The organism is Rubellimicrobium thermophilum DSM 16684, from assembly GCF_000442315.1.
Lineage (GTDB): Bacteria > Pseudomonadota > Alphaproteobacteria > Rhodobacterales > Rhodobacteraceae > Rubellimicrobium > Rubellimicrobium thermophilum.
Map to the genome: position 1 here is coordinate 1265986 of NZ_KE557320.1, position 12908 is coordinate 1278893.

General features: G+C 67.5%; 11 protein-coding genes and 2 pseudogenes. All 13 read right to left on the minus strand.

The window, feature by feature from the left end; translation table 11 throughout:
• Positions 1 to 28: 28 nt before the first annotated feature.
• Positions 29 to 1362: pseudogene (gene tolB / locus RUTHE_RS07120) on the minus strand (Tol-Pal system beta propeller repeat protein TolB).
• A gap of 43 nt (positions 1363 to 1405) precedes the next feature.
• Complete coding sequence (locus RUTHE_RS07125; RefSeq protein ID WP_021097666.1) at positions 1406 to 2038, minus strand: hypothetical protein; 633 nt, start codon at positions 2036 to 2038, stop codon at positions 1406 to 1408.
• A 4-nt stretch (positions 2039 to 2042) separates the two neighbouring features.
• The gene (locus tag RUTHE_RS07130) at positions 2043 to 2618 is read right to left on the minus strand and encodes a MotA/TolQ/ExbB proton channel family protein (RefSeq protein WP_021097667.1); all 576 of its coding nucleotides are present in this window, start codon (positions 2616 to 2618) and stop codon (positions 2043 to 2045) included.
• Between the two features lie 238 nt (positions 2619 to 2856).
• Positions 2857 to 3243, minus strand: a complete 387-nt coding sequence (ybgC, locus tag RUTHE_RS07135; RefSeq protein ID WP_040645442.1) for a tol-pal system-associated acyl-CoA thioesterase — start codon at positions 3241 to 3243, stop codon at positions 2857 to 2859.
• 50 nt (positions 3244 to 3293) lie between these two features.
• Positions 3294 to 4316, minus strand: a complete 1023-nt coding sequence (gene ruvB / locus RUTHE_RS07140) for a Holliday junction branch migration DNA helicase RuvB (protein WP_021097669.1) — start codon at positions 4314 to 4316, stop codon at positions 3294 to 3296.
• Between the two features lie 77 nt (positions 4317 to 4393).
• Positions 4394 to 4615 (minus strand): annotated as a pseudogene (locus RUTHE_RS17480) (Holliday junction branch migration protein RuvA); the annotation flags it as partial.
• Positions 4616 to 4634: 19 nt separating this feature from the next.
• The gene (locus RUTHE_RS17485; protein ID WP_021097671.1) at positions 4635 to 5789 is read right to left on the minus strand and encodes a fatty acid desaturase family protein; all 1155 of its coding nucleotides are present in this window, start codon (positions 5787 to 5789) and stop codon (positions 4635 to 4637) included.
• Positions 5786 to 6994 (minus strand): aldose 1-epimerase family protein, encoded by a 1209-nt coding sequence (locus RUTHE_RS07155; RefSeq protein ID WP_245542208.1) that lies wholly within the window; start codon positions 6992 to 6994, stop codon positions 5786 to 5788. Before RUTHE_RS07155 ends, RUTHE_RS17485 begins: the two co-directional genes overlap by 4 nt.
• Positions 6995 to 6996: 2 nt before the next feature.
• On the minus strand, positions 6997 to 8730 hold the full coding sequence (locus RUTHE_RS16975; protein WP_021097673.1) for an ABC transporter permease subunit: 1734 nt from the start codon (positions 8728 to 8730) through the stop codon (positions 6997 to 6999).
• A gap of 45 nt (positions 8731 to 8775) precedes the next feature.
• Positions 8776 to 9696 carry a substrate-binding domain-containing protein gene (locus RUTHE_RS07170; RefSeq protein ID WP_021097674.1) on the minus strand — a complete coding sequence of 307 codons (921 nt, stop codon included), beginning with the start codon at positions 9694 to 9696 and terminating at the stop codon, positions 8776 to 8778.
• Positions 9697 to 9804: 108 nt separating this feature from the next.
• Complete coding sequence (locus tag RUTHE_RS07175; RefSeq protein ID WP_021097675.1) at positions 9805 to 10716, minus strand: sugar phosphate isomerase/epimerase family protein; 912 nt, start codon at positions 10714 to 10716, stop codon at positions 9805 to 9807.
• A gap of 27 nt (positions 10717 to 10743) precedes the next feature.
• Positions 10744 to 11844 carry a Gfo/Idh/MocA family protein gene (locus tag RUTHE_RS07180; RefSeq protein ID WP_021097676.1) on the minus strand — a complete coding sequence of 367 codons (1101 nt, stop codon included), beginning with the start codon at positions 11842 to 11844 and terminating at the stop codon, positions 10744 to 10746.
• A complete protein-coding gene (locus RUTHE_RS07185; protein ID WP_021097677.1) occupies positions 11841 to 12908 on the minus strand; it encodes an ABC transporter ATP-binding protein in 1068 nt (355 codons plus the stop codon). Before RUTHE_RS07185 ends, RUTHE_RS07180 begins: the two co-directional genes overlap by 4 nt.

A 12908-nucleotide genomic window follows, 5' to 3' on the forward strand; every position in this document is an offset into this window, starting at 1 on the left:
CTCTGGCACGGCTGGCCAGCGCAACCGGTCACGGCAGCAATGGCCCCCAGGACGGATCCGACGCCATCCCGATCCCGGGCACCTGCCGGAGATTCCGGCCCGACACATCCACGGTATAGAGCGACGGCGCCCCCTGCTCACCCTGCGTCTCGCGCGTGAACATCAGCACCCGGCCATTGGGCGCCCAGGTCGGCCCCTCATCGAGGAAGGAAGCCGTGAGCAGCCTCTCCTCCGAACCATCGGTCCGCATGACGCCGATGTGGAAACGGCCCGCATGCTGCTTGGTAAAGGCAATGAGATCCCCGCGCGGCGACCAGACCGGCGTGCCGTAGCGCCCCTCGCCAAAGCTGATGCGCGTCGCCTCTCCCCCGCCGGCGGGCATCACATAGAGCTGCTGGGTGCCCGAGCGGTCGCTTTCGAACACGATGCGCGACCCATCGGGCGAGAAGGAGGGCGCCGTCTCGATCGAGGGCGTCTCGGTCAGGCGCGACATCGCCCCGGAGGCCAGATCCGTCATGTAGATGTCGGTATTCCCGCCATTGGCGACGGAATAGACCACACGCCCCCCATCCGGCGAGAAGCGCGGAGAGAAGGTCATCTCGCCCGGCGCGGTCGGCACGCGGGCGCGGCTGACGCTGGCCACGTCGAGAAGCCAGATCGCCGGCGCCCCGCCCTCGTAGCTCGTGTAGATGACGCGGTCGCCGCGCGGCGAGAAGCGGGGCGCGAACAGGATGCTGCCCGATTCGGTCAGGAACTGCACATTGGCGCCGTCATAATCCATCACGGCAAGGCGCTGGCTGCGCGCGTCCTTGGGCCCCGACTGGGAGACGAACACCACCCGGCTGTCGAAATAGCCACCCTCGCCGGTGATGCGGGAATAGACGGCATCGGCCACCTTGTGCGCCATGCGCCGCCAGCCCGCTTCGGTGCCGGCGAACTGGAGCCCCTCGCCCAGCTCGCCGCCCGAGAAGACATCATGAAGACGGAACTTGACGACAAGCTGCCCGCCCTGCGCCGCCACCGCCCCGGTCACGAGGGCCTGGGCATTGATCGCCCGCCAGTCGGCATAGCGCGGGGCTTCGGCAAAGCTCGCCGGCACCGAGATGAAGGCCGAGCGCGGAATCTCGCGGAAGAGGCCCGTGCCGGTGAGATCGGCGGCGATCAGCGCCTCGATCTGCGCGGCCAGCGCCGCCGCCCCGCCCGTCTCGGGCGTGGAAGGGGGCGAATGGCGAAGGGAATGGGCTCGATCACCCCCTGGGTGATGTCGATGCGCAGCGGCCCGGTCTGAGCGCGCAGGGGCAGCGCAGGCCCCACCATCGCGGCGGCAAGACCGAAAGCGGCATGGCGGCGGGTCAGACGCATGGAAACCTCTCGAAGGCAAGGGCGGATGTCGGCATCGACAGCATCACTGGATGGTCATCAGGGTGGGATTGAAGGTCATCTCGACAAGGCGCCACTGCTCGTATTTCTCCGGCGGCAGGGGAAAGCCTTCGCCCTGGCAGCGCAGGATCGCGCGGCGTGCAGCCGCAAAGGCACTGTCGGCCGCCGCCTGGCTTTCGGCATTGTGGCTGAGCAGCCGCACATCGCCCTGCACGCGGGCATCGCGGCCCAGCTCGAAGACCACGGTCACGGTGGTGCGCCCGGCCTGAGAGCCGGGATCGACGACCCAGCAGGACTGCACGGCAATGCGGAAGGCATCGCGTTCGGCCCCGGTCAGGGGCGGCCCCGGATCGGCCGCCGCCGCGGACGCGGAGGGTTCGCGTGCCGAGGCGGGCTCGGCTGTTCCGGCCAGAGCGGCCGCCAGGGCATCCTCCACCCCGTCCGACGCCGGCGAGGACCGGGGCGCACTGTCCTCTGTCTCCTGCGGGGCGGTTCGGGGTTCTGCCGCAGAAGCCTCGGCCGGGCGAGCCGATGCAGGCCGCGACGGCCGCACCGCAGGACGCAGCGCCGTCTCCACCGCGCCCGAGGGCTGTTCGGCCTCGGTCACGATCTGCGGCGCAGCCTCCGGCGGCGCGGCAGGCGGCTCGGGCTCGACCACGGTTTCAGGCTCGGCCTCGGGCTCGGGGGCGACGGGCTCGCTCGCCTCCGGGGCCGGCTCGGCCTCTGCCGGGGGCGACGACAGCCAGATTGGTGTTCTGCTCCTGCGCGATGCCGATGAAGCTGACCATGATGCCCCAGACCGTGCCGAACAGGCCGATGAAGGGCGCCGTGGACCCCACCGTGGCCAGAACGCCGAGACCCTTCTGGAGGCTCTCCGCCTCGCGCGCGATGGCCACGTCCATGGCCCGGTCGATGCGGCTCGTGGCGCCGGGGATGAGGCCCCCGTCATCGCGATGCGAGCGGCGCCATTCGATCATGCCGGCGGCGAAGATGCGCTGGCTCTGCCCCTTCGGATCGGGGCCGATCTGATCGAAGAGATCGTCGAGCGGTTCGCCGGACCAGAAGGCCCGGTCGAAGACCGCTGCCTCGCGCCGGGCACGGCGATACTGGATCAGCTTGTCGATGATCACGCCCCAGCACCAGACCGAAGCCAGCACCAGCATCACCATGATGCCCTTCACCACCAGCGTGGCATGGGCGAACAGCCCCCACATCGTGTAGTCGGTCGCCTGTTCCATGCGTGATGCCCGTGATCTGCCGCCGTGATCTGCCGCAATGCCCCGCGCCTCTCGGGGGCGCGCTCCGGCCGGGGATACCGCAAGGCGTGGCTTCAGCCAATCACCCCGGCAGGATTGTGCCGGACTGTGGCAGGCGGGCGGCGAAGCCCTTGCAGGCCCGTCCCGCAAGGCTTTCAGGGCCCTTGCTCCCGGAATGGCGCAACCGGGCCTGCATACCCACGCAGAAGTGATCGCCGCCTCAGGCCAGCATGCCCCGGATCGCGGCGGGCAGACGCCGCGGCCGCCCCGCTAGATCCATCGCCACCACCGTCACGCGCGCCGCAAACAGGAGGGCCCCATCCCGCCGCACCTCCTGATGCAGCAGGAGGCGCGCGCCCGTCCCCTCGACCGGGCGGGTCGTCACCTCGAGCAGGTCGTCGAACCGGGCGGGGGCGAGATAGTCGGCCTCGATCCGGCGGACGGCCAGCACGATCCCCTCCGCCTCGCGCAGGCGGGTCTGGTCCAGCCCGCGCTCGCGTGCCCATTCGGTGCGGGCCCGTTCGATGAAGCGCAGATAGTTGGCATGATAGACGACGCCGGCGAGATCGGTGTCCTCGTAATAGATGCGGACGGCCAGGCGATGCATGGGCGGCAGGCTTGCCATGCCGACGGCCAGCGTCAAGGGCACAGGCCGCCTCAGCCGAACAGATCCCCCTGCCCCTTCGGCATCTCGAGGCCCAGATGCCGGAACGCCGCGGGCGTCAGCATCCGCCCGCGCGGCGTGCGCTGGATCAGGCCCTGCTGGAGAAGATAGGGCTCGATCACCTCCTCGATGGCGTCGCGCGCCTCCGACAGCGCGGCCGAGAGCGTCTCCACCCCCACCGGACCGCCGAGATAGCTTTCGGCGATGAGCCGCAGATAGCGCCTGTCGGCACTGTCGAGCCCCAGATCGTCCACGCCCAGCCGGTCGAGCGCGCCATCGGCGATCGCCCGGGTCACGCGCCCCTCCCCCTCGACCAGGGCGAAATCCACCACCCGGCGCAGCAGCCGCCCGGCAATCCGCGGCGTGCCCCGCGCGCGGCGCGCGATCTCGCGCGCGCCGTCGGGATCGGCCGGGATGCCGAGCAACCGGGCATTGCGCAGGACGATCTCGTAAAGCTCGTCCACGCTGTAGAATTCGAGCCGCGTGGGAATGCCGAAGCGGTCGCGCAGGGGCGTGGTCAGCAGCCCGAGCCGGGTCGTCGCCCCGACCAGGGTGAAGGGCTGGAGCTCGATCCGCACGGTCCGCGCCGCCGGCCCCTCGCCGATCACCAGATCGAGCTGGAAATCCTCGAGCGCGGGATAGAGCACCTCCTCGACCACGGGGCTCAGGCGGTGGATCTCGTCGATGAAGAGGACGTCGCGCGCCTCCAGATTCGTCAGGATCGCGGCCAGATCGCCCGGCTTGGCCAGCACCGGCCCCGAGGTCATGCGGAAGCCCACGCCCAGCTCGCGCGCCATGATCTGGGCAAGCGTCGTCTTGCCGAGGCCCGGGGGGCCGTAGAACAGGGTGTGGTCCATCGCCTCGCCCCGCATCCGGGCCGATTCGATGAAGACGCGCAGATTGGCCCGCGCCTCCTGCTGGCCGATGAATTCGGACAGCGTCTGGGGCCGGAGGGCCTTGTCGGCATCCTCGGGCAGGGGGAGCGGGGGACAGGAGCGGATGGGCCATGGCGGCACTCTATCCGTTCACGATGCGTTCCGAAAGGGGCAGCCGCCATCCGGGCCCGTGCTGTCCGAGCCTGCCTGACGGCCCCTCACCCCTTCGGCGCCAGAAGCCGCAGGGCGGCGCGGATCAGACCCGGCGTGTCGAGATCGGGATCGGCCTGCAGGGCCTGCGCCACGGCCTGCACCGCCTCGCCGGGGGCGTAGCCGAGATTGCCGAGCGCCGAGAGCGCATCGGCCTGCGCCATCGCCGCGCCATCCCGTGGCGCGCGCCGGGGGGCGGCGGGGTCAGGCCCGGGCGCGTCACGGGCCGGGGCGCCGCATCGCGTCCGGTCAGACCGTGCTGCGGTCGGGGACGAACTGGTGAAGATGCTCCCGGTAGGGCTTGGCGGTGGGGGGCAGCTCGCGCCGCAGATAGTAGCCGGGCTCCCGGCGCTGGCGCATGACGGCCCGGAACATCTCCCTATAGGCATCCCAGATCGAGGAGTTGGGCCGGGGCAGGTCATGCTTGATGACCTCGTGCAGCCGCGGCAGCGCGTGATAGGGCACCATGGGGAACATGTGATGTTCCACATGGTAGTTCATGTTCCAGTAGATCCACCGGCTGACCGGATTCATGTACACGGTCCGGGAATTCAGACGGTGATCGAGCACATCCTCGGCCAGACCGCCATGCTGGAGCAGGCCGGTCATCACCATGTGCCAGCAGCCATAGAGGCGCGGCAGGCCGATGAGCATGAAGGGGATGAGCGATCGCCAGCCCTGCCCGGCCAGGAGCAGCCCCAGGCTCGTCAGTGCGGTGAGGGCGTAGATGGCCATGTGGACGCGCGCCCAGAAGACGGCCCTGGGCCATTCGGAGGGGGGGATGTAGTCCTTCTCGTCCGGGGAGAGCCGGCCAAGGGCATTGCGCCAGAGGACCTTGAGGGACTGCCAGGCGTCCACCACCCCGATGAAGGCCAGCGCCTTCAGTCCGAGCCGGATCGGATGCATCCATGCGATCTCTGCATCGCGGCCGACGATGATGGTATCGGTGTGGTGGCGGGCATGGCTCCAGCGCCAGTTGACCGGATTGCGCATCACCTGGAAGCTGGCGATGTGATACACCACATCGTTCATCCAGCTCGTGCGGAAGGCCGTGCCATGGCCGCATTCGTGCCAGCGTGAATCGCAGGCCGAGCCGTAGAGGACGCCATAGGCGATCCAGAACGGGACCGACCACCAGACATGGCCGTTCCAGGACAGCCAGGCGGCCATGCCGCCGAAGACCAGATGCAGCAGAATCCACAGGATCGTGTCGCGGATGGCAGGGCCGTCCCGCCGCTGCATCAGCTCCTTCATCACCTTGCGCGGAACATCGGTATGATACCATTCGGCGGCGGCCAGACCCATCTCGATGGCGCGCCGCGCGGATTCGCCGGTCAGCGAGTAGTCACGCGGCGGCTGGGGGATATCCCGCGCACCGCCGACGGACGAAGGCAGGCTGGTCATGATGTGACCTCCTCTGGAAGCGGGGATCGTCGGCCCGGACCATCGAGCGGCGCGAAGCGCCCTGACGGCTCGGGATAGTCGTCGTCAGGCTGGGGAACGATGGCACGGATCCGCGCCGCGGCCTGAGAGAGGGCCTCTTCCCCGTCGAGCACCTGGAAGCGGATCTCGTAGGATCGGGATTCCCGGGCACCGAGCCAGATCATCTCTCCCCTTTCGCGGGCAGCCTTGTCGCCGAGGACATGATGAGTCGATGGCTCGATCCCCAGCGCATAGCTGCCGGCCTGGAAGTTCTGCCACTGATAGGAGCAGGGAAGCTGGTCCTTCCGCGTCACCACCTCGAGGCCCAGACCCAGGCGGTCATTCAGCAGGGCGACAGGCACCCTGCCCTGACCGTCGGCGGCCATGTCGTGTTCCCAGACCTGCTCCGCGAAATCCCTCATGGGGGGCGGTGCCGTCCGGTAGCCCACGCCCTGCGCCCGGTAGCGCGCCCCTGCATGGCCGGCCCAGACGACCTCGCGGATCGGGGCCACATAGCGGGCCCCCTCCTCAAGCAGGGGCGCCCCGATATTCACATGGTAGAAGAACATGTGGGGGGTGGTCAGGAAGCCTTCGTTCACGACGCGGTCGCTCAGGCGGATCTCGTTGCCGCCGAGATCGGCCTCGATCCGGCGGTAGAGATGCAGGTTCTCGCCGAAATTGGTCGCCTGGACCACGATCCCTTCGGCCCAGAGGATGCAGCGGTCCCCCTCCCAGCGTTCCCCATAGCCGGTCAGGCGGGCAGGGATGTTCGACACGCGCCCGTGCAGACCGTGGCGGACGACGGTCCGGCGGGGGTAGTTGTAGCTTCGGGCAGAAACCTCTCCCGAACCGAGGATGTGGTCCAACCCGCATGTGACAAGAAAGCCGCTGAACGAGCGAAGAGGGCCCAGACCATCCTCGCCTTCGTAGTCGAAATAGGCCGGATGGCGAAAACCGGTCGGGGAGTGCCAGCCGAGGGGACGCCCCCGACGTTCGACCTCGGCGATGTCCAGCGCGCGGTCGACGGCAAGGGTGAAGCGCAGGCCGCTGCCGGTGCGGAATTCTAGCATCCGCACCCCGCGTTCGACCCCGTCGCCCAGGGTGAACAGCCGCACACCGCCGAAGGCCTGCAGCGAACCGGACAGGGCGGCGATGTCATCCCGGGACAGGGACCGGCCGTAAAGCATGATCACGACAGTGCTCCTGTGGCCTTGAGATCGACGCCCATGATGAGGCCCTCGACATCCATGATGTCCACATCGCCCAGGCTGACGGAGGCCACCACCTCACCCCGGCGCATCACGATCGCACGATCCGCAACCTGGAAGACGTGATGGATATTGTGCGTGACAAGGATCACCGCATGGCCTGCTGCCTTCATCTCTCGCACGAAGCGCAGGACGCCGTGGGTTTCCTCGACGCCCAGATTGTTGGTGGGCTCGTCCAGGATGATGACCCGGGCCGCGAACTGCATGGCGCGGCTGATGGCGATGGACTGGCGTTCGCCTCCCGAAAGTGTGGCGACCGGAGCATCGGCATCCAGCGCCCGCGTGATCCCGACCCGGCGCAGCAGACGGCCCGTCGCCTCGCGCAGCATGGCGCGGTCGATGGGCGCAAAGGGGCCGAGCCAGCCCATCCTGACCGGTTCGCGCCCGAGAAAGAGGTTTCGGGCGATGGACAGGTCGGGGGCCAGAGAGGTGTCCTGATGGATCGTCTCGATTCCGGCCGCCATGGCGTCCCGCGCATTGCGGATGGTGACCGGCACGCCATTGACGACGATCTCGCCCCGGTCGGGACGGTGGACGCCCGAGACGACCTTGATCAGCGTGGACTTGCCCGCGCCATTGTCGCCCAGAAGGGCGAGGACCTCCCCTTCATGCACCGAGAAGGAGGCGGATTTCAGGGCCGCAACCGAACCGAAGGACTTGGCCAGACCGGTGATGCGCAGGACCTCCCTCATCACAGGCGCCCCCCGATCCGCCGCAGTCCCGCATGCAGGACCAGCATGGTCAGGATGATCCCCCCCGACGAAGATGGAATAGGCCAGAGCCGGAACCCCGATCATCACGATGCCGTTGCGGATGGCCCGCAGCATGATGACGCCGACGATGGTGCCCAGGATCGTGCCCCTGCCCCCGGTCAGAGCGGTGCCGCCGACGACGACCATGGCGATGACCTCCAGCTCGTATCCGGTCCCGGAATTCGGGTTGGCATTGTTGATGCGGAAGGCCGAGATCATGCCGGCGAAACCGGCCATCGCCGATGTCGCCATGAACAGGCCGATCTTGACCGCATCGGCCGGCACCCCACGCGCCACCGCAGCGGCGCGGTTCGATCCGATGGCAGCGATCCAGGATCCCAGCTTGGCAAGGTTCAGGACATAGGCGGCGATGGCCGCAAGGATCAGGAACCAGATCAGCGAAGCATGAAGCCGCAGCCCGCCCAGATCGAACTGCCCCGCAAGGAGCGATGCCAGCCCCCCCGTCTCGTTCCAGGAAGAGAGGGGAAAGCCCTGCGTCACATAGAGGGCGGTGCCGCGCACGATCAGCAGCATCGAAAGTGTGACCAGAAAGGACGAGATCCCGACCTTGGTCACGATCAGCCCGTTGATCAGGCCGATCAGCAGCGCGATCAGCAGGCCCGCCGCCAGCGCCGCGCCGAGGGGGAGGTGCCCGCCCTGCACCAGGATCATCACCACGCAGGGTATGAATCCGAAGACCGCGCCGACCGACAGGTCGAATTCCCCCGCGGTCAGCAGCAGGCACATGGCGATCGCGATCAGCCCCAGTTCGGGCATGAAGGCCAGCATGTTGCTGATGTTGCGTTCGGAAAAGAACATCGGCGCCCTGATCGCGAAGGCGGCAAGCAGCAGGATGAGGATGATGAGGGAGGCCGCCTGGGGCCTTCGGAGGAATGCGGTCATGGATCCGGTCCGGTGCAGCCCCGGCGATGAGGCCGGGGCCGGGATTCATTCGGCATAGTGGTCCAGGATCGGCTGCACCGTGCCGGCATCATAGAGCGACAGGGTGATGATATCATAACCGATCGGCTGGCCCGAGGCCCTGAGGCTGAGGAGCGCGACCGGCATGAAGCCCTGCGCCGAGGGAAACTGCCAGGCCGCGGCAAGGAGATAGCCGTCGCGCACCGCCTCGGCCGCGGCCAGGGAATTGCCCCAGCCGATGGCGGGTATATCTCCGGCGGCAATTCCGTTCTGCTCCATCGCCGGACGGATCGAGGCGGCAACGGTATCGCCCAGACCGATGATCGCAGCCGGTTCGTTGGCCGTCAGATAATCCGACATCCGGGAGATGACCTCGGCCGGATCGGTGCCGGCATCGAAGACCTCGTAGGTGATGCCCAGCGGATCGAAGACCGAGGCGATCCCCTCGGTCTCGAGGGTCTGATAGGACGCGCCCGGCACCTCGACGGGCATGAAGACGTGATCTCCCGACTGCACATGACCGCCGTCGACGAGGAACTGCGCCCACATCCTGCCGACGCTGCGCAGATCGGCACCGACATAGGCATCCCGCGGGATCGCGCTGTCGTCGGTGTTGAAGAACACGACCGGAATCCCTGCCGCCTGCGCGGCGGGCACTTCCTCGACCCAGAGCCCCGGCTGCGCAGCGGTGGTGGCGATACCGTCGGGGCGGGCGGCGATGGCGGCGTTGAAGGCCTCCTTCTGAACGGCGAAATCCCCGTTCGCGAACGAGATGTTGCAGACGACATCCAGCTGTTCGCAGGCAGCGGTGGCACCAGCATTCCAGTCCACCCAGAAGGCGTCAGAAGGACCGCCATGGCTCAGGATATAGAATACCGGCCGGCCGTCCTGGGCCAGTGCGGGCAGCGCCAGCATGGACAGGCCAGCAGCAAGCTTCAGTCTCATCATGGGAAGTCCTCCATTCCCGCTTGTCCGGATCCGGCGAGCCGGGCTTGCCGGAGATGGCCTGCACGGGGCGGCATCACCCGGCGCCTCCGCCCCGCGCCGAACCCCCGATCAGACGCCGTTGGCGCGCATCCTGTCCTCGAGGAACTTCTTCGACCGGGGCACATCATCCTCGGTCAGATGCTCGATGATGATCGGGATGTTGGGATGCTTCCTCGAGAGGCGGCGCAGATAGAGATCGTAGTTCAGATTCCCCAACCCCGGCGCATCGAGCACCATCGCGCCCACTCCGCGGAAGGTATGCGAGGAGAGCGCATCCTCGTCGCCGATATCGGCATGTTTCTCGCTCGTGTCCGTGGTGCGGGCCACGTCCTTGGCATGGGCGATGCGGATCTTGTCCTCGAGCGTGTCGAAGACCTGATTGATGACCTCGTCCATCCGGTCGAAATTGTGGTCCTCGAAATAGTTCGTGGGATCCATCAGCAGCCCGAGGCCGGGATGATCCACGCGCGCGAACATCCGGACCGTCTCCTCGACCGAGCCCACGACATTGTTGACATAGGTCTCGATGCAGAACACGGCGCCATGATCATAGGCCTCGCGCGCGAGGTCCTCGATGACCGCGGCGCAGGTTTCGAACCCCTCCTCGGTCTTGTTCTTCGGATCGTGCATCCATTCGGATTCGGTGTTGTAGGTTCCCGTCTCGGAAATGACATACGGGCTGCCAAGCTGCCGGGCGTGGCGGATGATCTCCTTCAGGCGCTCGATATTGGCCTTGCGCCTGTCGAGATCGGGATGGATCAGGTTGGTGTAGCCCGAGATGCAGCAGATCGGCAGGTCGTGATTGCGGAAGGTGTCACGGATCATCCGGCACTTCTCGGCCGTCAGCTGACCCGGCCCGACATCGAGGTCCTTGAAATGCAGGTCGAGCTGGACGGTGTTGAAGCCATGGGCGCGGATGCGCCGCGCCGTCTCCTCCAGACCATAGGGAAAATAACCCGTGAAGATGCCCGTCTGGAACATGTGTGAAGTCCTCCCCTCGTCCTTTGGCTAGCGGATGCCGATTTCGTCGAGCCGCACGGTCCGCTTCTCGGCGATGGAGCGGTAGCCGGCCTCGATGAGCGCCACAGTCCTGATATTGTCCTCGACCGACAGGGCGGGTGGCGTGCCGGTGGCGATCGCGTGCTGGAGCTGCTCCATGACGCCGACAAAGGCGTGCGGAAACCACATCGTCTCCCATCGGGGGGTGACCCATTCGCCGCCCGTCGTTCTGCGGGAGGCGAAGGTCAAGGTGGACGGCACGCCGACGGGCCAGCCGATCGTGCCCTTGGCGACGCCATCGGTGCCCTCCACACGCCAGGCGATGTGCTGGTCATCCTTGTAGCCGGGCTCGCGCGGGCCCGACCAGACATCCTCGAGGCTAAGCGCAAGAAGGCCGGACGGGAAGCGGAGCGTCGAGACGGTGATGCCATCGCTGTGATCGAAGCGGGTGCGCGGATCGCGGCGGGTGACGGTGGTGATCTCTTCGGGATCGCCGAAGAGAAAGCGCAGCACATCAAGATGATGGACCGCCATGTTGGCGAGGGTCAGGCGGTCATACTCCGCAAGGAAGCTCTGCCAGTGCGGGATCGCATGCATGTCGATCTGGGCGAAGACGGGCTCTCCCAGGTCGCCGCGATCGAGGATCTGCTTCAGCACGCGCATCGACTGGTCGTAGCGCATGTTCTGGTTGACGCTCAGGACCTTGCCGGCGGCCGCGGCCTCGTCCCGCAGGGTGATGGCCTCGGCCAGCGTCAGGGCCAGCGGCTTCTGGGCGAGGATCCCCCGGATATGGGGCTGGGCCAGAGCGTCCCGGATCAGGGCAGGCTGCTGGTCCGGCGGATAGGCGATGTCGAGGATCTCGATGCCCGGATCGCGGATCAGCGCCTCCGGGGTGGGATGGACCACGGGAATGCCCCAGCGATCAGCCACCGCCCTCGCACGGCTGGGGGTGCGCGAGGCGATGGCGACGACCGGAAAACCCGCCTGCCGATAGGCCGCAAGATGACATTCGGCCATGATCATTCCCGCGCCGATGCAGCCGATGCGGAGCGTGTTGGTGCGGACCTCCGGGTCCGGGGCAAAGCCCGCCATGGGATTCGTCAGGTTCATGCCAGTCCTTCCCTGTGCTGGTGCAGGGCCTCACCGCCGCTGCCGAAGAAATGCACATGCGCGACATCCACCCGGATCGTGACGCGGCTGCCGATGTGGATGTCGGGCTGGCCGCGCAGGACCGCACGCAGCACGGCCCCGCCGGCATCGACGGTCACGACAGTCGTTCCGCCCAGCGGCTCCACATCGGTCACCCGGCAGGAGCCATCCTCATCATTATCCTGTTGCAGAACATGAAGATTCTCGGGCCGGATGCCGATGAAGGCAGCCGCCTGGGGGCGCAGGACGGGCGGCAGACGGATCGCCCCGCCCGCCGCCGTCCCCTCTTTCGTGAGGGGCAGGATGTTCATCACGGGCGAACCCAGAAGACAGGCGACCGAGGCGCTGACCGGGCGGTCATAGATCTCCGACGGAGTGCCGATCTGGCTGAGGCACCCCTCCTCGAGGATGGCCATGCGATCGGCGACCGACATGGCCTCCTCCTGGTCATGGGTGACATAGATGAGCGTACGGCCCGCCTCACGCTGGATGCGCTTGAGCTCCACGCGGGCCTCCTCGCGCAGGCGGGCGTCGAGGGCCGAGATGGGGTCATCCATCAGATAGGCCACTGGATCGCGCACGAGGGCGCGGGCGATGGCCACGCGCTGCCGCTCTCCTCCCGACAGCAGGGCCGGAGGCTTGTGCAAGATGTGGCCGATACGGAGCTTGCGCGCGACCTCGCCCACACGGGCGGCGATGCGATCGGGCCTCTCGCCCCTTTCCACGAGCGGGAAGCGGATATTCTCTTCGGCCGTCATGTGCGGAAAGAGCGCCAGGTTCTGGAAGACCATGGCGATGTTCCGCCCGGCCGGGGCCACGCCGTTCACCGGGCGGCCATCGATCAGGATCTCGCCCGAATCGGGTCGTTCCAGACCGAGAATCAGGCGCAGGATCGTCGTCTTGCCCGAAAGCGGGGGGCCGAAGAAGCAGAAGAATTCGTTGTCGTGAACCGTGAAGGTCATGTCCTTCACGGCTACCGTCGCGCCGTAGGACTTGCAGACATTGCGGAAGGCAATCTCGGCCAT

Excerpts from the sequence above, each read along its gene's own strand:
- RUTHE_RS07130 (WP_021097667.1), bottom strand. The coding sequence starts at position 2,618 with ATGGAACAGGCGACCGACTACACGATGTGGGGGCTGTTCGCCCATGCC.
- ybgC (WP_040645442.1), bottom strand. The coding sequence starts at position 3,243 with ATGCATCGCCTGGCCGTCCGCATCTATTACGAGGACACCGATCTCGCC.
- RUTHE_RS17485 (WP_021097671.1), bottom strand. The coding sequence starts at position 5,789 with ATGACCAGCCTGCCTTCGTCCGTCGGCGGTGCGCGGGATATCCCCCAG.
- RUTHE_RS07155 (WP_245542208.1), bottom strand. The coding sequence starts at position 6,994 with ATGCTTTACGGCCGGTCCCTGTCCCGGGATGACATCGCCGCCCTGTCC.
- RUTHE_RS16975 (WP_021097673.1), bottom strand. The coding sequence starts at position 8,730 with ATGACCGCATTCCTCCGAAGGCCCCAGGCGGCCTCCCTCATCATCCTC.
- RUTHE_RS07170 (WP_021097674.1), bottom strand. The coding sequence starts at position 9,696 with ATGATGAGACTGAAGCTTGCTGCTGGCCTGTCCATGCTGGCGCTGCCC.
- RUTHE_RS07175 (WP_021097675.1), bottom strand. The coding sequence starts at position 10,716 with ATGTTCCAGACGGGCATCTTCACGGGTTATTTTCCCTATGGTCTGGAG.
- RUTHE_RS07180 (WP_021097676.1), bottom strand. The coding sequence starts at position 11,844 with ATGAACCTGACGAATCCCATGGCGGGCTTTGCCCCGGACCCGGAGGTC.
- RUTHE_RS07185 (WP_021097677.1), bottom strand. The coding sequence starts at position 12,908 with ATGGCCGAGATTGCCTTCCGCAATGTCTGCAAGTCCTACGGCGCGACG.